At 48.8% G+C, this 19,031-nt stretch carries 17 protein-coding genes and 1 riboswitch; of the genes, 3 read left to right on the top strand and 14 right to left on the bottom strand.

The annotated features are described in order from the left end of the window. Positions 1-217: 217 nt before the first annotated feature. Positions 218-1,615, bottom strand: a complete 1,398-nt coding sequence (locus tag PAHA3_RS01660) for an L-cystine transporter (protein WP_062833171.1) — start codon at positions 1,613-1,615, stop codon at positions 218-220. Between the two features lie 350 nt (positions 1,616-1,965). Here PAHA3_RS01660 and PAHA3_RS01655 point away from each other — a divergent pair, with 350 nt between their 5' ends. Next, positions 1,966-3,666, top strand: coding sequence for a methyl-accepting chemotaxis protein (locus PAHA3_RS01655; RefSeq protein ID WP_062833170.1), 1,701 nt, complete (start codon positions 1,966-1,968; stop codon positions 3,664-3,666). A 133-nt stretch (positions 3,667-3,799) separates the two neighbouring features. On the opposite strand, the gene PAHA3_RS01650 is transcribed toward PAHA3_RS01655, so the two are convergent. The 11 genes from PAHA3_RS01650 to cobD all read right to left on the bottom strand — a co-directional run bounded on the left by PAHA3_RS01650 (position 3,800) and on the right by cobD (position 15,224). Further along, the gene (locus PAHA3_RS01650) at positions 3,800-5,344 is read right to left on the bottom strand and encodes a cobyric acid synthase (RefSeq protein WP_062835933.1); all 1,545 of its coding nucleotides are present in this window, start codon (positions 5,342-5,344) and stop codon (positions 3,800-3,802) included. Between the two features lie 103 nt (positions 5,345-5,447). Beyond that, on the bottom strand, positions 5,448-6,332 hold the full coding sequence (gene cobS / locus PAHA3_RS01645) for an adenosylcobinamide-GDP ribazoletransferase (RefSeq protein WP_062833169.1): 885 nt from the start codon (positions 6,330-6,332) through the stop codon (positions 5,448-5,450). Beyond that, positions 6,329-6,889 carry a bifunctional adenosylcobinamide kinase/adenosylcobinamide-phosphate guanylyltransferase gene (cobU, locus tag PAHA3_RS01640; protein WP_062833168.1) on the bottom strand — a complete coding sequence of 187 codons (561 nt, stop codon included), beginning with the start codon at positions 6,887-6,889 and terminating at the stop codon, positions 6,329-6,331. Before cobU ends, cobS begins: the two co-directional genes overlap by 4 nt. Next, complete coding sequence (gene cobT, locus PAHA3_RS01635) at positions 6,886-8,043, bottom strand: nicotinate-nucleotide--dimethylbenzimidazole phosphoribosyltransferase (RefSeq protein WP_062833167.1); 1,158 nt, start codon at positions 8,041-8,043, stop codon at positions 6,886-6,888. The genes cobU and cobT overlap by 4 nt, the downstream gene beginning before the upstream one ends. Positions 8,044-8,088: 45 nt before the next feature. Beyond that, positions 8,089-8,892, bottom strand: coding sequence for an ABC transporter ATP-binding protein (locus PAHA3_RS01630; RefSeq protein WP_062833166.1), 804 nt, complete (start codon positions 8,890-8,892; stop codon positions 8,089-8,091). Beyond that, entirely contained in the window at positions 8,889-9,935 is a 1,047-nt protein-coding gene (locus PAHA3_RS01625) for a FecCD family ABC transporter permease (RefSeq protein WP_062833165.1), read from the bottom strand. The genes PAHA3_RS01630 and PAHA3_RS01625 overlap by 4 nt, the downstream gene beginning before the upstream one ends. Continuing rightward, on the bottom strand, positions 9,932-10,930 hold the full coding sequence (locus tag PAHA3_RS01620; RefSeq protein ID WP_062833164.1) for an ABC transporter substrate-binding protein: 999 nt from the start codon (positions 10,928-10,930) through the stop codon (positions 9,932-9,934). Before PAHA3_RS01620 ends, PAHA3_RS01625 begins: the two co-directional genes overlap by 4 nt. A gap of 371 nt (positions 10,931-11,301) precedes the next feature. Then, positions 11,302-11,448: riboswitch (cobalamin riboswitch) on the bottom strand. A gap of 144 nt (positions 11,449-11,592) precedes the next feature. Further along, positions 11,593-12,252: a histidine phosphatase family protein gene (locus PAHA3_RS01615; RefSeq protein ID WP_062833163.1), complete on the bottom strand. Its 660-nt coding sequence runs from the start codon at positions 12,250-12,252 to the stop codon at positions 11,593-11,595. After that, on the bottom strand, positions 12,246-13,223 hold the full coding sequence (gene cbiB / locus PAHA3_RS01610) for an adenosylcobinamide-phosphate synthase CbiB (protein WP_062835932.1): 978 nt from the start codon (positions 13,221-13,223) through the stop codon (positions 12,246-12,248). The genes PAHA3_RS01615 and cbiB overlap by 7 nt, the downstream gene beginning before the upstream one ends. Before the next feature lie 44 nt (positions 13,224-13,267). Next, complete coding sequence (locus PAHA3_RS01605) at positions 13,268-14,089, bottom strand: adenosylcobinamide amidohydrolase (protein ID WP_062833162.1); 822 nt, start codon at positions 14,087-14,089, stop codon at positions 13,268-13,270. Next, entirely contained in the window at positions 14,070-15,224 is a 1,155-nt protein-coding gene (gene cobD / locus PAHA3_RS01600) for a threonine-phosphate decarboxylase CobD (protein ID WP_062833161.1), read from the bottom strand. The genes PAHA3_RS01605 and cobD overlap by 20 nt, the downstream gene beginning before the upstream one ends. Before the next feature lie 253 nt (positions 15,225-15,477). Between cobD and PAHA3_RS01595 the strand changes: the two genes are divergently transcribed. Next, positions 15,478-16,482, top strand: coding sequence for a lipoate--protein ligase (locus PAHA3_RS01595; protein WP_062833160.1), 1,005 nt, complete (start codon positions 15,478-15,480; stop codon positions 16,480-16,482). Between the two features lie 59 nt (positions 16,483-16,541). After that, positions 16,542-17,345, top strand: a complete 804-nt coding sequence (locus PAHA3_RS01590) for a Cof-type HAD-IIB family hydrolase (protein WP_062833159.1) — start codon at positions 16,542-16,544, stop codon at positions 17,343-17,345. Between the two features lie 128 nt (positions 17,346-17,473). Here PAHA3_RS01590 and PAHA3_RS01585 read toward each other — a convergent pair whose 3' ends face one another. Together PAHA3_RS01585 and PAHA3_RS01580 are read right to left on the bottom strand one after the other, a co-directional pair. Then, entirely contained in the window at positions 17,474-17,797 is a 324-nt protein-coding gene (locus PAHA3_RS01585) for a hypothetical protein (protein WP_062833158.1), read from the bottom strand. 272 nt (positions 17,798-18,069) lie between these two features. Beyond that, positions 18,070-19,008, bottom strand: coding sequence for a DMT family transporter (locus tag PAHA3_RS01580; protein ID WP_062833157.1), 939 nt, complete (start codon positions 19,006-19,008; stop codon positions 18,070-18,072). Positions 19,009-19,031: the final 23 nt, after the last annotated feature.

The following is a 19,031-nucleotide window of genomic DNA, read 5'->3' as shown; positions in this document are numbered from 1 at the left end:
CTCCTCTGTCCCCTCTCGACCTTATTACGTATTTCCTACCTTCATGCCGTTTACCACGTGTATCAAAAAGTAGCCGGCTTCACACAACGTGCACAGGTATGATGATGCGATTACCACAAAAAAACCGCCTTCCGGATTTCTCCGAAGGACGGTTTTACTAGCATGAACTGTAGATGGCTTTGGCTCTTATATGAGCCTCTAACAAGTCCATTCTGTATTACGCCTGAACAGCTGAATCCAGTTCACGGCTTTGATCATTGAATGTGTCTTGATCATTTTCTTTCAAAATTTTGCTGGTAACAAGTCCAGAAGTCATGGACCCGTTCACGTTCAATGCTGTACGACCCATGTCGATCAGCGGTTCAACGGAGATCAGCAATCCTGCCAAAGCTACCGGCAAGTTCATAGTGGACAATACGATCAGGGAAGCGAAAGTTGCCCCGCCGCCTACTCCTGCTACGCCAAATGAACTGATCATGACTACGAGGATCAAAGTCACAATGAAGTCCCAGCTCAGCGGATCGATGCCGACCGTTGGAGCAATCATCACCGCCAGCATGGCCGGATAGATCCCGGCGCAGCCGTTTTGCCCAATTGTAGCACCAAAGCTTGCAGACAGGTTCGCAATCCCGTCCGATACGCCCAATTTCTTCGTCTGTGTTTCGACATTCAGCGGAATGGCTGCCGCACTTGAACGGGACGTAAAGGCAAATACCAGTGTTGGCAGAACCTTTTTCAGATACGTCAGTGGGTTGAAGCCAGACAGCGCAATGATAATCAAGTGAATGATGAACATAACGAGCAACGCTACATAGGATGCGACAACGAATTTGATCAGCTTCAGAATCTCGTCTGGATTCGTGGTCGCCGTTACCTTCGTAATCAGGGCCAAGATACCGTATGGCGTCAATCGAAGTACTAACGTTACAATCCGCATAACTACCGCATATACCGCATTAACCATGCCTCGGAATGTTTCCGCCTGCTGTGGTTTTTTACGATCCAATCCAAGTACAGCCACACCGATGAAAGCGGAGAAAATAACAACCGCCAGTGTAGATGTGCGACGTTCTCCTGTCATATCCGCAAATGGATTCGAAGGAATGAATTCCAGCACTTGCTGTGGAATCGTCTGATCCTGTACATCAACAAGACGTTCCTCCATACGTTGACCTTGTGCAAGCTCCCGATCTCCACCCTCGATCTCAATGGAAGTCAGGTTGAAGCTAAGACTCGTTACAATGCTGACCCCTGCTGCAATCGCCGTTGTGATCAACAGGATCGCAATAATGGAGACACTCATTTTACCGAGGTTTTGCTTGCCTTTCAGATTCATGATGGCTGAGATGATCGATACCATAATCAATGGAATCACGACCATTTGTAACAAACGAACATATCCTGAACCAACCAGATTGAACCAATCGACCGACTTCGTGATGACATCAGAGCCGGACGCGTACACCAATTGAAGAATTACACCGTATACAACCCCCATACCCAAACCCGCAAATACGCGTTTCGTAAAGGAAATGTGTTTCTTCTGCATCCAGTAGAGCACACCCAGAAATGCCAGCATGATCACTACATTCAAAATGACTAGAAAAGTATCCATTACTATAAATCCTCCTCAACATGTGTGTAACCGGAAATGATCCGATTTTCTCTTCTATTTTTTATAAGACCAACAAGACATTTTACAATATACCATATAACAAACTATTCTGGTAGGTATTAATTGATATTATGTAATATGCATGTAACAGATTCATCTATTTCTGAAAAAAATACACCAAATCGTGAAAATTGTTCTATTCAACCTCCGGTTAATTCTGTAATATAGGTATATCCGCTTATTCCCAAGTTTTCTCAACGTATAAATTAGGCCTTTCTTCATTGGTAGATAGGTCTTATGATAACGGAAAAGCGACAATGTTAATGAACATGACGTGAAAGGATGATCCTATGTTTCGTAATCGCACCGTTGCCGGTAAAATCCGAGGCACTTTGTTCCTCGTTCTGCTGGTTGCTTCCCTGTTGTTCAGTATCAGTTTTTATGCCGTATCGATGAATATTATTCAAAGTTACGTGCTCCCGCAGTTCGATAAAGTCCTAAACACGTCCATTCAGGATATATACAAGAATACCTCTGCTTCAAAGATTCTACAGGTACAGAGTGGCGGAGCCGGTTCTGAAGGTGCTGCTATGACCGTAGAATCGTATCTGGCCGACAAAGCAAAAGAACACAATCTGGATGCCGCATACGTCGTTGCCATTCAAGATGGATCAGCCAAAGTGGTTGTTGCCAACTCTTCCTCAGGCATGAAAGCCCAGGATGAGATTAGTGTAGAACCCACAATGACTGCAGCGATCGAGAACAAAGAAATGGTAATCAGTGAGGTCTACTCCGATTCCTTTGGTGTACATAAAGCAGCCTTTATGCCAATCGCAGGAAGTAACATGATTATGGCTGTAAGCATGGACGCTCAGTTCATTCAAGATAAGATTACCCAGGTCTTCTGGTTATGTCTTGGAATTACAGCATTAGTCTTCGTGCTCGGCTGGCTTATCTCTACTAGTATGATCAAAAGAGTAACCAAACCAATCATCAAGCTCGTCCAACATAGCAAACAAATATCTCAAGGTGATCTGACCGCCGAACTCCAGATTCATGGCAAAGATGAAATTGCCCAGCTTGCCGCAAGCTTCCAGACGATGACGCATAACCTGAAAGAAATGATTAGCCGTGCCTTGTCCACGTCCGATGAAGTTGTGTCAGGCTCCAACGACCTGCTTCAGCGTGTTGAATCAATGTCTGGTATGGTTCGAAACTCCAGCCGCTCCGCAGAAGATGCAGAAAAAGGCAGCATCAGTATCGCTTCCAGTGCATCCGAGAACGCCAGAGCCATGGAAGAAATTACGCAGGGGATCATGCATATCGCTTCTTCTTCTGCTGAAGTGTCTGAGCAAATTGGCGAAGCAGCCAATGAGGCGGTTAATGGTAACCGACTGGCTCAGAATGCCGTTGAGCAGATGGAACGTGTAGGTCAGACAGCAAGCGAATCGTTGCGCTATGTTGAGACCATGAATGAACGCTCGGTAGCCATCGGCACCATTGTTGCTTCCATTTTTGAAATTACCAAACAGATTAACATGCTGTCACTCAACGCCTCCATTGAAGCAGCGCGTGCTGGTGAGCACGGGCGCGGATTCGCTGTCGTTGCCGGAGAAGTCCGCAAACTGGCCGAACAATCCAAGACAGCCACCGAGGAAATATCAGATTATCTGGGCACCATTCGTGAAGACGCTGAACGCTCGGTTGACGCCATGAATCGTGTAACCAAAGAGATTGGTTCAGGCACAACTGTCGTTCAACAAGCAGGTTCAGCTTTCCAACAACTGAATGAACTGATCCAGAACGTCAATCTAACCATCCAGACTGTCTCTGCTTCTACAGAGCAAGTATCCGCTGGTGCAGAAGAAGTGAGTGCGTCTGTTGAAGAAACCGCACAGATTACGTCCAAATCCCGTGAGAGCATGCTACAGATTGCTTCAACAGCAGATCTTCAGCTCAGCGAGATGGATTCACATTCGAATACGGTACGACATCTGCATGAACAAGCTGTAGAGCTGCAATCCGCCATGAAAAATTTCAAAATAAACTAACAGGTTAACCATTAACCTATCAATCTCTGTTTTAAACGCCTTTTAATCATAGGATATACAATACCCCCATGCCGCTAACATTCCGTTTCTAGAAAACGGTTTGTCGGACATGGGGGTATTCTTGTATAACAGCTCACTCGGGTGCTTGGACACCCATTATCTCGTACACACGCTTCATATCCAATGAGGACCGCAACGATTCGGCTACCCGATCGAACTCCATCTCCTTACGTTCATGCGCACTATATGTCTCCTGAAGTGGGGCTAGTCCCTTTGCTTCACGTAAGCCATTAAGCCACGAACGTCGGAATTGATCACTTTCAAACAAACCATGCAGATAAGTTCCCCACACACGGCCATCCACTGTGCCCCAGCCTTCATGGAATGCTTCACCACCTGGATGGGATATTTCAAATAGTGCGGTTACACGTTCAGGTTCGTGGCACTCGGTAACACCCATATGGATCTCATATCCATGAATAGGTAGTGGAGATGTTTCCACATCTGGTTCACCATACAGACGAATCGGATTCTGATGTTGCACCCGTCCAGAAGCCCTGACTGTCTGCTTTTCCTGAAGAAATGTTGTCGATAATGGAAGCCAGCCGAGTCCCTTCGCTTCCTGGATCTGATTCGCCTCCACTGCAAACGGGTCCTTCAGATGTCTTCCAAGCATCTGGTATCCGCCACATATCCCTACGAGCTGAACGTTATCACGTTCGGTCTGGCTGGCAATCGCTTGCTCCAGTCCAGACTCACGCAGGAACGCCAGATCCCCTATCGTATCCTTCGTACCCGGTAGAAGAATAGCATCAGGACTTCCCAATTCCTCTGGTGAGGTCACGTAACGCACATTCACATCCGGTTCACGGGAAAGGGCATCGAAGTCTGTAAAGTTGGAAATTCGCGGATATCGGATCACCGCCAGATCCAGCTCTGTCTTGCCAGTTTTACCATGACGCATGGAGTCCAGCACTACTGAATCCTCTGCTTCAATCTGAATATCTCTTATGTAAGGCAATACACCTAATACTGGAATACCTGTACGTTCTTCGAGCCAGTCTAGTCCGGGCTGCAAAAGAGACAGATCGCCGCGAAACTTATTGATGATAAAACCTTTTACACGCTCCACCTCGTGTGGCTCTAGCAGCTCCAGAGTGCCGACAATAGAAGCAAATACACCGCCCCGATCAATATCAGAGATCAGAATGACTGGAGCATCGGCCCAACCTGCCAGATTCATGTTGACGATATCCCGGTCTTTCAGATTAATCTCCGCAGGACTGCCTGCTCCTTCCATCAGCACCACATCATACGTGTCTCGCAACCGGTTCAGCGCATCCATTACCGTCTGCTTCGCTTCTGGCAGGAACTTCTGGCGATAATCTGATGCACTCATCTGAGCAAAAGGTACACCGTGTACCACGATCTGCGAATGCATGTCCCGCACAGGCTTGATCAGGATCGGATTCATATCCGTCGTGGCTTCAATACCACAGGCTTCGGCCTGCGCTCCTTGGGCACGGCCAATCTCCTTACCGTCTTCTGTTACGTAGGAATTCAGTGCCATGTTCTGTGACTTGAACGGGGCTGGCTTGAAGCCGTCCTGCTTAAATATACGGCACAGCGCCGTTGTAATCACGCTTTTCCCTACATCCGATGCCGTTCCTTGCAGCATGAGTACTGCCGCTGGTTGTTGTAATTGTTGCACAGGCGTATCTTCCACGTACCCTCACCTCAGTCTCCGTGTTATGTCTCACATTACTCATTCCGTGCGTTTTTCACAGCCAAAAGAGTCCCTGAAGCACACTCAGCACCGTTAGCAAAGCCGCTTCCAGTAGTTCATTCATCGCTCCGTATGTGTCCCCTGTAAGTCCGCCAAGCCTTTCACTGATGCGTGCAGCAACGAATTTACCGATAATGTAACACGCAAAAGGTACAATAATGACAGCCGACACAGGATACAACCACCATGGCAATGTTCCTATACTGCTCATCATGGCATCGGCAGTTCCTATATCCGGCCGGAAGATCCATACGGCAGCAAACGTAATTGCACCTGCAAAAAGGGTCAGTCCGACCGCAGAGCTGCGTGCACGCTGGACCTCCTTACGCTCACCCAATCCCTTGAATAAGACTGCGAGACCATCATCTCCACGTGCATTCGGCCAGGCTGAGATGGCATACACCATGAACCAACGACTCCAGATCATGGGCAGGATTAACAGCGCACCATAGATCCAGTTGCCACGTGCGATAAAATCGGCGATCAGAGCCGCTTTCATCATCAGCAGTAGGACGCAGGCGATCACACCCATAGCGCCTACACGGCTGTCCTTCATAATTTCCAGCATCCGCTCACGGGTACGATAGCTTAGTAATCCATCCGCCGTATCCATCCAACCATCCAGATGAAGACCACCGGTGAGCCATACCCATAACGTTAAGGTTAATACGGCAGCAGGAAAGGCTGGAAGTACCGCACCCGTTAAGGCCCCTGCGAGCCACACGCATAGTCCAATTGCAGCACCCACCAGCGGGTAATACACGACACTTTCCCGCAGTAATGGCGGGACGAAGTCAATCTGCATTTTTACCGGAAACCGGGATAAAAATTGAAAAGCGGCCGCAGCCGCATGTTTACGAGGATGATTGCGATCTGTCATAAACGATACTCCTTGCTTTTCAGCTCAATCGCAATGCCTACAGTTACCAGGAACACTTCACGACATATGGCTGCAATCCGCTGATTCAATATACCCGCCAGATCCCGATATTTCCTGCCAAGCGCATACTCCGGCACAATACCATCGCCCACTTCATTCGTGACAAGTACGAGCAGCCCCGGGTAGGACTTGATCGCTTCCACCAGTGCATCCATATGATTTTGCAATATCTGCTCGTCTTCGTGTTCATGTGCAAGCAGAACATTGGTCAACCAGAGCGTCAGACAATCGACCAGAATCGTCGGTGCAGACGTACCCGTATGGTCTTCTCCCATACGTGTAATGAGTGCCGGTAATGCGAGTGGTTCCTCCACCGTATGCCATAGATATCCTGATGCCTCGCGCTGATTCTGGTGCAGACTTATACGCTCACGCATCTCGTCATCATACGCCTGAGCCGTAGCCACATACCAAGCCTCTGAGGAACGTTGCATACAGAGACGCTCGGCAAACGAACTTTTCCCACTACGCGCTCCACCCGTCACCAACACACTCATAGCGAAACCTCTCCTTGAACCGTCGAAGCACCTGTACCATCAGAGTCCGCTATATCACCCTCACTTGCACTCACATCGGCATCCGAAGCCTTGTTCGTTCCATCGGATACCCCTGCACTTGCAAAGGTCGCCATCTCATTCAAGAGAAGACAGGCTGCATCAATCAGATGAAGGCTAAGCACACCACCAGTTCCTTCACCCAGCCGCATGTCCAGATCCAGCATCGGTTTCAGATCAAGTTCACGAAGCAGAGCTGCATGTCCACTTTCATGTGAAGTATGAGAAGCAATCATATAAGCCGTGCTCACGGGAGCAAGCTGTCTTGCAATTAATGCGGCCGCAGTCGAGATGAATCCATCCACGACAACAGGACATCCGTTCGCAGCTGCAGCAAGAATCACACCCGTCAGTCCGGCAATCTCCAGGCCACCCACTTTACAAAGTACGTCCAGTGCATCTTCCCGATTTGGGGAATTCACGCTCAGTGCCTGGCTAACCACGGCGGCTTTACGCTGCAATCCCGCATCATCAATCCCTGTTCCTCGCCCAACCGCTGAAGCAGGTGCAGTTCCGGTTAATGCACACATCACCGCTGCACTCGCGGTTGTATTACCAATCCCCATTTCCCCGGTAACGAACAACTGCGTTCCCTTTGCCACCTCTGCCGATACCACATCGACACCTGCAAGAATGGCTTGAATTGCTTCATCACGAGTCATTGCTGCACCCTTTGCCATGTTGGCCGTACCTTTACGAACTTTGCGGGAAAGCAGGTCAGGATGTTCCAGATCGGCATTAACCCCGATATCCACACAGATTACATCGGCTCCGGCGTGGCGGGCAAGTACGTTGACAGCAGCCCCTCCAGCCAGGAAATTAAGGACCATCTGCGGCGTTACCTCGGCTGGGAAAGCACTAATACCTTCCGCCACCACGCCGTGATCTGCGGCCATCACAATGACGGCTCTGCGATCCAAACGTGGACGAGCCTTGCCAGTGATTCCCGCAAGACGAATAACCAGTTGTTCCAGCTTACCCAGACTGCCGGGTGGTTTCGTCAATGCATCCACATGTGCGGAGGCTTCTGCCGCAATTTCTTCATTAGGACCCACGATCCGACCCAGTAACTGTTCCAACACCTGTTCATTATTCATACAGCCAGCACTTCCTTCATCAAAATATGGGTTGCCCCGCTTCGTTCATTCCTTCTCCCGCCGCAGCAAGAGCTGTGGGATTCCATTGTCAGGATGGTTCACCATCGCAGGTTTAACGCGAAAGATGTCCTGAATGTTGTCTTCAGTCATCAAGGTATGGGGCGTTCCATTCCCCACCACTTTGCCTTCTCGCAGCGCCAGAATGTGGTCGCAGAACTGCGCAGCCAAATTCAGATCGTGCAGCACAGCCACAATCGTAATGCTGTTTTTTTGCCGCCATGTCGATAATAACTCCATAAATTGCAATTGATATTTGATATCCAGAAACGTAGTGGGTTCATCCAGCAATAATAACCGTGGTTCCTGTGCCATGACCTTGGCGAGTGCCACCCGCTGACGCTGTCCTCCACTAAGTGCATCCAAAGGCCTTTCAGCCATATCGGTCAATCCCAATTCTTCCAGTACACGATCAACTACAGCCGCTCCATCTGCTGATTCTCGCCCAAGCCAATTCTGGTATGGATAACGTCCCATCTCCACGACATCCCTCACAGGATAAGAAATTGCAGGCAGGCCATCCTGTTGTAACACAGCAATCATGCGTGATAGATCTTTCCGACTGTATGAGGCGATATCCCGGCCATCCATACGTATACTGCCTGCGCTTGACTGCTCCGTTCCAGCAAGGAGCTGGAGCAGGGTAGACTTGCCACTGCCATTTGGACCAACGACACCCCACCAGTCCCCCTCCGTAACCTGCCAGGTCACCGCATCCAGGGCTTGATGACTGCCATACATTTTACCTGCCCCGGTAACTGCGAATAGCGGTTCGTCCGAATTCATACTCATGGCATCATCCCCTTCTGCAGTTTTTTGTTCCGGTGTAACAGGTAAGCGAAGAATGGTGCACCTACAAAGGCCGTCACCACACCAAGGGGAATTTCGGTCGGCGCCAGTAAGGATCGGGCAATCGTGTCTGCCCATACCATGAAGATGGCGCCACCAATGGCGGATAAAGGCACCAGCAATCGATAGTCAGGCCCCACAAGCAGCCGAAGCATATGCGGAATCACCAATCCAACGAAGCCAATAACACCGGATACAGAGACTGCTCCTGCGGTAAGAAGTGTTCCCACAGCAAGCACGGACAACTTCAACCGATCGACGCCAACCCCGATATGCGCAGCTTGACGTTCTCCCAGCGCAAGTACATTCAAGGAACGTGCACGGCTCCAGAGAAAGATCAGCCCTAACAGAAAATACGGGAAAAGGATGGCCGTATACGACCACCCGCGCAGAGCCAGACTTCCCATCGTCCAGTATATAATTTCATTAATGGTCTGTTTCGACATGGTCGACAGGAAGGAAACCACCGCTCCCAAGAAACTTTGCATCACTACACCAGCCAGAATCAGACTGTGTGTTGGTATTTTGCGCCCTTCACGAGCCAGGGACATAACAAACCATAATGTTAGTACGCCCGTCAAAAAAGCTACCAGTGGCAACGTCCAGATTCCGATCAGTGCATACTGCAATCCGAAGAAAATCAAAAAGGCTGCACCCACCGAAGCACCGGATGATACGCCCAGAGTGAACGGGTCTGCCAGAGGGTTCCGAAGAACCCCCTGGAATCCCGCACCGGCAATCGCCAGCGATGCGCCCACGAGCACAGCAAGCAGTACACGTGGGAATCTGACTTTCCATATAATCTGTTCGGCTGCTGCACTCCAGTCGGGCGTGATCCAGTCTCCGACCCATGGCAAGTGATGAAGCAGAATACCTGCAATGTCACGAATAGGCAAGGAAACCGAACCGATACCCGTGCAGATGAGCACAGTTAACACAAGCAGCGCGATCCCTGCCGATGCGTACACGGCCAGTTTTTTACTCATTGGAACAGGTCAGGATAGATCGCTTTGGCTACTTCTTTCAGACCTTCGGTTACACGTGGGCCTGGACGGCTGAGCAGATTGGCATCTAGGCCGATGACTGCATCGTTCTTCACAGCCGTGATTTGATCCCAGCCACTGCGAGCTTTAATGATCTGATCCAGTGTTTTGGAGTTTTCATCAATGACATCGTTGGCATACAGAATCACATCCGGGTTGGAGGCAATTACGTTCTCTTCATTAATTTCATACCAGCCCTCTTTGTCCGAAGCAATATTGCTACCACCGGCTACAGTAATGAGTTCATCCATAAATTCGCCTTTACCCACAGTCCAGCCTGGGGAGAATTCAACGTATACATGTTTCTTCTCTTCCGGTTTAACTGCCTTCACAGCTTCAGTTACATCTGTCACATCCTGTTTCATCTGTGTGATGATCTCCTGAGCTTTTTCTTGATGATCCGTGATTTTACCGAATGTTTCAATATTGTTCATCACATCGTCGATGGATTTTGGATCCGTTTTGAAAATGGTAATGCCCAGTTCACGCAGTTTCTTCACTGCATCTTCGCTCATGGAGATGCCTGTGAATACAATATCAGCTTCAGCCGCAATGATAGACTCTTCGTTCGGCTTCGTTATGCCACCCATTTTCGCTTTGGTTGTTGCCGCTTCAGGATAATCATCATAGTCGGATACCCCTACAATCTGCTCGTCCAATCCAAGTGCGAATAGTGTTTCGGTCTCAGCTGGAGACACGGATACAATTTTGGCTGGTGCCTTTTCAAATGTAAAGGACTCACCCGTTGCATCAGTAACGGTAAGTGGATATTGTGTTTTGAGATCCGTCTGCGCCTGGCCTTGGGACTGCTCCTGTGCCGGTTGCTGTGAAGTACCTGTGCCCTCGTTCGTTGTTGCATTGCCACATCCGGCCAAAGCCAGTGCGAGTGCCGCTGCACTCAGCAGGGACGCTACGCTTTTCCAATTCTTGAAATTCATTCTGTTATTCTCCCCTTCTCTATTTGTACTATTTTCTTGCATCGTGCTTGAGCTTTTACTACCCATGCCTTGGTGTTCCTGTACAAGTTAAACCCATCATTTCACACAGGTCCACTCCGATTGCAGTACCATCTTCCGATGTAGCTTTCTTGTAGCAAGCTTTAAGCGAACACTCCGTTTCTTCAGATCGGTTCTGCACTCTTCATTAACGTGTAAATGTCTGGTTCATCTTATATGAACAATAAAAAATCCCTAATCCTTACGTCAGGATCAGGGATGACGTCTCGCATATGGCGATCTGTACATGTTCAACATATTGTTGTGCATGCACATAGAACTGCCCGAAACGCTGTCCTTTCCTCGAAGGAACACCGGTTTGAACGTCCAGGGCAGGTAACCTGACTTACAGGAATTGTTCCTGATTTACAGTGGCGGGACCGTGCCGGACTTGCACCGGCTTCCCTATTTCACCCGTATGCCATCCATGACTGGATATAGCCATGAACCATTACTGCATGCACGCGGGACCCTTGGTCGCTGATATGGATTAACCCATTCAAGTGAGCCATCTGCATTCATGTTCAGACATTATTGTCTGTCACACGTAACTGCAGGTGCTGAAGTCACACTTCTGTTGTGATTATAGGTTATATTGCACATCCTTACAACCCGATTCCCGGAAAAGCTACCCTCGTGCCAACCCACTGATCTCTATGTTGTTCCAGCCGCACCTGTATCGCTTGCCCCGGAATCACCTGCGTATCCCAGAATTCCAGATTGGCAATGAGACGAGATAATGCATACCGGATTACACCCCCATGGGTGACAACAATAATAGTGGGCACGCCTGACTCAAGAGAGAGCACGGACGGACAATCCGACCCTATGCACTCTTGCAGAAATAAATCGATTCGTGCAGTGAATGACTGCCATGACTCCCCCTCGGGCGGGGTGACGTCCTGCGGAGCATCGATCCAGTCCCGGTACTGTTGGTTGTCCTTGAGTTGATCGTAAGTTAATCCTTCCCATTGACCAAAATCAACCTCTCGCAGACGTGGTTCCAGCTTCACATGGCCTAATAAATGGGGCCCGATCATTGCAAGCGTCTGCTGACAACGGAGCAGATCACTGCAATATACCGCATTCCACGAGACGTTGCTCAATTGCTCGCGTAGTGAAGCCAGTTCTCTTTCTGCATCAGGCAGCAAAGCGATATCGGTATGCCCCAGATATTTTTTTTCCACATTCCATGCGGTTGTGCCATGACGTATAAACAGAATATTTCGTTGCTGTGATCCATTCTGCCCTAGAGTTACTACCATAACAACGTACCTCCAGCGAGCCATATCCCGAGCGTTACCAGTGTACACAGGATTACAAAAGAACCCGCTGACCAGAACATGAGACGTGTCGTTCGCACAATATCCTCTGCTGCCATCGGACGTGTTGCCTCACCCATATAGGCACGAAAAGAAGCTACGCCATGGTACACATTGTGTCCACCAAGTCTGATCCCCAGTGCTCCGGCCACCGCCGATTCAGGAAAACCACTATTCGGACTTGGATGCAATCTGGCATCCCGGGTCACCATACGTGCTGCGCCTTTGGCATCCAGTTTCATGACCCATGCACCCAAGATCAGCAGGATGGCGGTGAGCCGTGCGGGAATCCAGTTAGCCCAATCGTCCAGACGGGCGGAAGCCCAGCCGAGATGCATGTACTTCTCATTTTTATAACCAACCATAGAATCCAATGTATTCACGGCACGATAGGCCATCGCAAGTGGTGCGCCACCTATTAACGCATAGAACAAAGGGGACACGATGGCATCCACAATATTCTCCGCTACCGTCTCCACCGTTCCTCGCACGACCTCCGGTTCATCCAGATGAGCTGTGTCACGTCCAACAATCATGCCAAGTGAACGTCTTGCAGCAGGCCAATCTTTCTGAACCAGATGGTGATACACCTCCATGCCTGCATCCTTTAACCCTTTGGAAGCAATGGTAGTTGCAATAAGCACCACTTCAGCCACTATTGCTACGACCGGATGAATGAGACCCAGCACATATACGAATGCCCAGGTAATTACAAACACCCCACCCGCAATTAGCAACGGAAATAATAGACCAGCCCTCTTCAGCCCGGAATCCGTGCTCACATGGGAACGAATGCTACGCTCTAGCGCAGAGATTGCTTTTCCCATGCCAATCACGGGATGAGGAATCCAACGCGGATCACCGATGCATCGATCAAGTATGTATGCCCCTATAATAATCCAGGCACCTGCCATTCCCGTCCAGAACGGCCAGGAGGCCAGTTGCCCTATCTGAAATGTCATTTCACCCTGTTCCTCTCTTTCCACTGCTGTCCCGCTTGCAGGCTTTCCGTGATCGTGTCATACACCAACCTGCCGATAGCTGCACCAATAACCGTAGCCGTTCCCGCATAAGCAATTAGCGGGTTGTGCTCGTGCACCTGACTCACCGCAAGTACAATAGCATCCGTTGTCGTCCCTGTGGCCAGCAGTCCATTCTCCGAGTCCGCAACACCGAAATCAGCCAGCGCCGCCGCTTTGGCTTCCACCGCAGTCTGGATTGCATTCACCATTGCTCCCGATGTCATTCGTCCGTTGAACCATAACATGACATTAATCGTGCCCGGGACATAGGGCTTCGTAAAGTGAGATTGAGTTGTAGATTTTAAAAGCTCTACGGCAACAGCCTCATTTCCCTCCGTATCAAATACGGTTCTTGCGGAACCTGCCCGCGCAGCATTGGACACCCCGGCTGTTGTACAACACAGAATTCCGAATGCCTCACTTGTGTATTCCTGAATGGAAGTATGCTCCAGTCGAACCGCAGTCAATAGTCCCGCACATTGATCAAGCTGCTCCTTCCATTCATGCAGAGAACATTCGATATCACGAGGAGGATCATCACATCGATAATGCCGATCCACATAGATATTAAATATTCGATCCAGTTCGAGCATCCCGCCGCCATATACCGCACTGGAAAGTGCACTTGCAGCAGCACGACTCGCAGCTCTAATATGTTGATCGTGTGCAGTAATCTTCAGCCCGGGCCACGAAGAGGAACGATATTCATTCTCGTCTGCCTCTGCATTCTTGTAGTAATTATAAAACGGCAGTGTCATCGCATGTTCCCCCTGCTCCGATCATGTGTCGCTTGTGGTCTGGCCGCCCCATTACACTTCCTAGCGCTTCGAGTAAGCACTCGTTGGCCTCTGCGTCCTTTACTGCCAAACGTACATGTCTTTCACCAAGTCCCGGATACATCGCACAGCTACGGATTAGAATGCCACGCTCGCCCAGGGCTGCCTGCATGGATGCCGCAGTCCAAGGTTCTGGTAGGCGCACCAAAATAAAATTCGCTTCCCCCGGTGTTACCACACAACCATACGACTCCAAGCCTGCCTTTAAACGCGCGCGTTCCCGTGCGATCTGTGCCAGTGTGTCCTGTTCGAACCGTTCTCCGCTGCGTAGACAGGCTTCACCTGCAATCAACGCCAGTCCATTCACACTCCAGGTCACCTGTTTCTCTGTCATCGCACGAATCCATTCCGGACGTCCCAAGGCATACCCCAGACGCAGACCCGGAATAGCGTAAAACTTCGTCATTGATCGAATGATGATCACCTGTGGATATTCGTCCAGTCTGGGTGCAAGAGATTGTCGTCTTGATTCAGGTATGAAATCCATAAATGCCTCATCGATGACCAGGACAGTACCTGTTTTCTCTGCTTTGCGAGCCAGACGATGCAGTATCTCTACCGGATATTGTACGCCATTCGGATTGTTGGGCTGACCGAGAAACAGCAGATCTACCTGTTCTATCAGTCGTTCAATGTCCTCAGGATCAGCACGCCACTCCAGTTCCTCTCGTCCCTCCACATGCTGGACTTCCGCACCGAATTGTCGCGCTAAAGAACGATATTCTGAAAATCCAGGTTCCACTGTGCCGACCTTCTGCGGAGCAAGTCCGAGCAAGATCAACGCCATGCTTTCAGCAGCGCCATTGCCTACCGAAATACGGTCCTGTGGCACACCCAAACGTTCACTGAGTACTGATTTGAACCCTCGATGGCCCGGATCAGGATAACGAAGAACCGACTGCAATCCTTGCTCCAAAGCCTCCAACACTTCCTTTGGCGGGCCCAACGGATTGATGTTTGCGCTATAATCGAGGAAATCCGCAGCGTTCCCTCCAAACCGGGATGCGGCCGTCTCCACGTCACCGCCATGTCCGAAAACTTCAATGTAACCGGTCATACTTCCGTCACCCTTTCTACATGTCCTTTTTATTATGGATGGCGTGGGAGGTACGGGTCAATCCCGTTTTACAAGTCTTTCTGCCATGCTGCATGTTGCTCGTTCGTGGCGACCCTTCGGTACCCCTTCTAATTCCTTTGTGTCCCAACCACAATTCGTTTACAATAGAAGAGGAATTTCGGTTTCGTTTGTTTTACAAGGTTCACTACATAAGGGATCTTGATCCCTCACATACATTAATGGAGGAATGACCATGCTGTTTGTTGATAACCAGGGCATTACAGATCCGTCTGTAAACCTCGCGATTGAGGAGTATATTCTGAAGCATCTGCCGATGGAGGATGACAGCTATCTGCTGTTCTACATCAATCGCCCGTCCATTATTATCGGAAAGCACCAGAATACCATTGAAGAAATTAATATCGAATACGTGCAGGATAACGGTGTGCAGGTTGTCCGTCGTCTTTCGGGAGGCGGGGCAGTTTATCACGACCTCGGCAACCTGAATTTCAGTTTTATTACAGCCGATGACGGTCAATCCTTCCACAATTTCCGTAAGTTCACCCAGCCTGTGGTTGAAGCCTTGCAGGAACTTGGGGTCAATGCCGAGCTAACCGGGCGTAACGATCTGCAAGTAGGAGAAAAGAAAATTTCGGGCAATGCCCAATTCTCCACGCGCGGCCGCATGTTCAGTCACGGCACATTGATGTTTAACCTGAATCTGGATCATGTTCAAGCATCCCTGAACGTAAATCCCGAGAAATTCAAATCCAAGAGTACCAAATCCGTGCGCAGCCGGGTTGCCAACATTCGTGATCTGATCGACAGCAACCTGACGATTGAACAGTTCCGCGATGAGCTGTTGCGTCACATTTTCCGGATGGAGCCACAAGACGTCCCGCAATATACACTCACAGAGAAAGACTGGGACAAGATCAAGGAAATCTCTGCCGAGCGCTATAGCAACTGGGACTGGAACTATGGTCTGTCTCCGGAAAGCAATGTGAAGCATACCCGCAAATTCCCTGTCGGCATTATTGACCTGCGCATGAACATCAAAGATGGACGAATTGAAGATATCAAAATCTTCGGTGACTTCTTCGGCGTAGGCGATGTGGCCGATATCGAAGATATGCTGCGTGGCAAGCGTTATGAAGAATCCGAGGTGCGTACTGCACTTGAGGGCCTGGATGTAAAACACTACTTCGGCAACCTTGAGCTGGAAGACTTTATCGGCCTTGTTTTCCTGGAGGAGTAAAGTTGAATTTATATAGATTAAGACCCGAATAGATACAGATAAAAAGGAGAGAAACTTACATGACCTACAAATTAATCGCAATCGATATTGATGACACTCTGATCAACGACAACAAGGAAGTAACCCCTGCCACGCAAACTGCGCTGGAACAAGCGGTTGCCCATGGTGTAACTGTAACGCTGGCGACTGGCCGTGCTTATGCTTCCGCACAAGCGCTTGCTCGTCAGACCGGACTTAACGTGCCAATCATTACGTATCAAGGCGCATTGGTGAAGAACTTGCTGGACGAAAAAGTTCTCTACGAGCGCTACGTTCCACAGGAGGCTTCCCGCAAACTGTACGATTATTGCCTGGAAAATAATCTTCACCTTCAAACGTACATTGATGACAAGCTGTATGCTCGTGAAGAAAACGACAAACTGCGTGATTATGCCAAATTGAACGGCACACAATATTACATCGAATCTGATTTCATCAAAGTCATTGAACAAAAAACACCGAAGCTGCTGATCATCGATGAGCCGGATTACTTGGATAAGGTTGCTGTTGACCTGCGTGAGTTGCTTGGACCACAAGTGCATATCACGAAGTCCAAACCTTACTTCCTCGAGATCATGCACAATGAGGGAACTAAAGGCCATGCTCTTACCTTCCTCGCAGACCACTTTGGTCACCAATTGAGCGAGTGCATTGCCATTGGCGACTCTTGGAATGACCATGAGATGTTGGAAGTTGCAGGACTTGGTGTAGCAATGGGTAACGCTATCCCTGCTCTTAAAGAGCTGGCTGATTACATTACGGCAAGCAATAACGAAGATGGCGTAAAAGAGGTTATCGAGAAGTTTGTATTGAACGCAGAGTAAGGTTCAAGCGAAGCATTTACTTTTATACATGTATTATGACAACACAAACAAACAGCCCTGTCAGCGATAGCTCGCTGTGCAGGGCTGTTCATATAAGTATAACTATGTATTAATACTTTTCTTAAAACTCATTTTTTATTGGCCATTTTCTCTAGTGCTCTAACGGCACGCTCACGTTGTTCCCTCTTTTCAGCCCGGTAGTGACTTGCATCCTCTCCCGCACTGCTAAAGAATCCCCAGAGCAGTCCAATCAAACTACCTACTATACTAGGAACCGCCTGATTCACCAAATAAAAATCCATATCGAGCTTAATACTTAGAAACAAAAGTCCACCCCAGATGATAAAATAGCCATAAAAAGCTAGATAACGATGACTAAATGCAAAAAATAGATAAATTAGAAATGCAACAAAACCTAAAACAATTGAAATCACATGAAATTCATCTTCCACAATAACGCAACTCCCTAATGCCAGTCTAGTTGTTTTGCATAAACTCATTGAACTCTAAAAATCTCTTTCACTTACATGCTCGGTTAAACTCTCGCTTTGTAGACCTTTCTCCTCTCTGCTTTGTTAAACGCACTCCACACTATATCATATCCGGCTTCTTCTTATAACTATATTTAATTCTTCTAAACAAAAAAACTCCCGTTTATGACATCTTACGATGGCGTAACCGAGAGCTTTAATTTCTTTCATTCCTTTGCAGAATTACACATTACCTATTTTACTAGAGGTTTGGAAGTTTGGACCAACGGACTCTTACGCCCACCTCGTTTTAACCAACCCATCACTTTTTCATTCATTGCCAAGAGACCTGCAACCACCAGTGCCACACCGATCCACGTAATCCAGCTGACATGTTCATTATAGACAACGGCACCCAGACCAACCGCAATCGGCGGGGAGATGTACAGCCAGGTTGCCGGGAACAGCGGATTCGTGCGAGACATGATCCAGTAGAACAGGCTGTGACCAACCATCGAGCCAACGACAGTCAAATAAATTACGGATGAGACAGCAGGCACCCAGTCCAGAGCAGACATATTCCACGATTCTGTCACCGCTGAGAGCAAGCTTAACAACAGTCCTCCATACATCATCTGTACTGCGTTGATTGCTACAGGGTTCGCTTCTTTGAACTGATTAATAACCTTCTTGGAGTATATCGCCCCTGCTGAATAACACACTTCGCCCACCAGAACGGCAATACAACCCCATAGCCATAGTGGACTTCCACCAATGGATACACCCGGCAGAACCACAAGCACGACTCCCGCAAAACCGATCAGACATCCCGTAATCATGCGTGCAGATGTTTTTTGTCGCAACAAAGCTGTCTGCATCAGCATAATCATGAGTGGACCTGTAGCTGACAAAATTGCACCAACGCCTGAACTCACATATTGTTCAGCCCAATATAAGGTCGCAAACGTACCAAACGTCAGTCCTGCACCTGTAATGAGCATTTCTTTACGCCACAGCAGGGAAATATTGACCTTGCCTTTCATCCACATCCACGCAAACATCAAAGCCCCTGCAACAATAAAACGGAGTCCAGCTGACAGAAAAGGCGGCATGCCTGCTTCCACTCCAATTTTAATTGCCAGAAACGTTGTTCCAAAAATAAGACACATTACGGTAAATGCGATCCCAACCATGCTAGCCCCTCCTTCATCTGTTC

The organism is Paenibacillus amylolyticus, from assembly GCF_001570725.1.
GTDB lineage: Bacteria > Bacillota > Bacilli > Paenibacillales > Paenibacillaceae > Paenibacillus > Paenibacillus amylolyticus_A.
The sequence above is the reverse complement of the archived record's forward strand: the minus strand, read 5'-3'. Positions and strand labels throughout refer to the sequence as shown.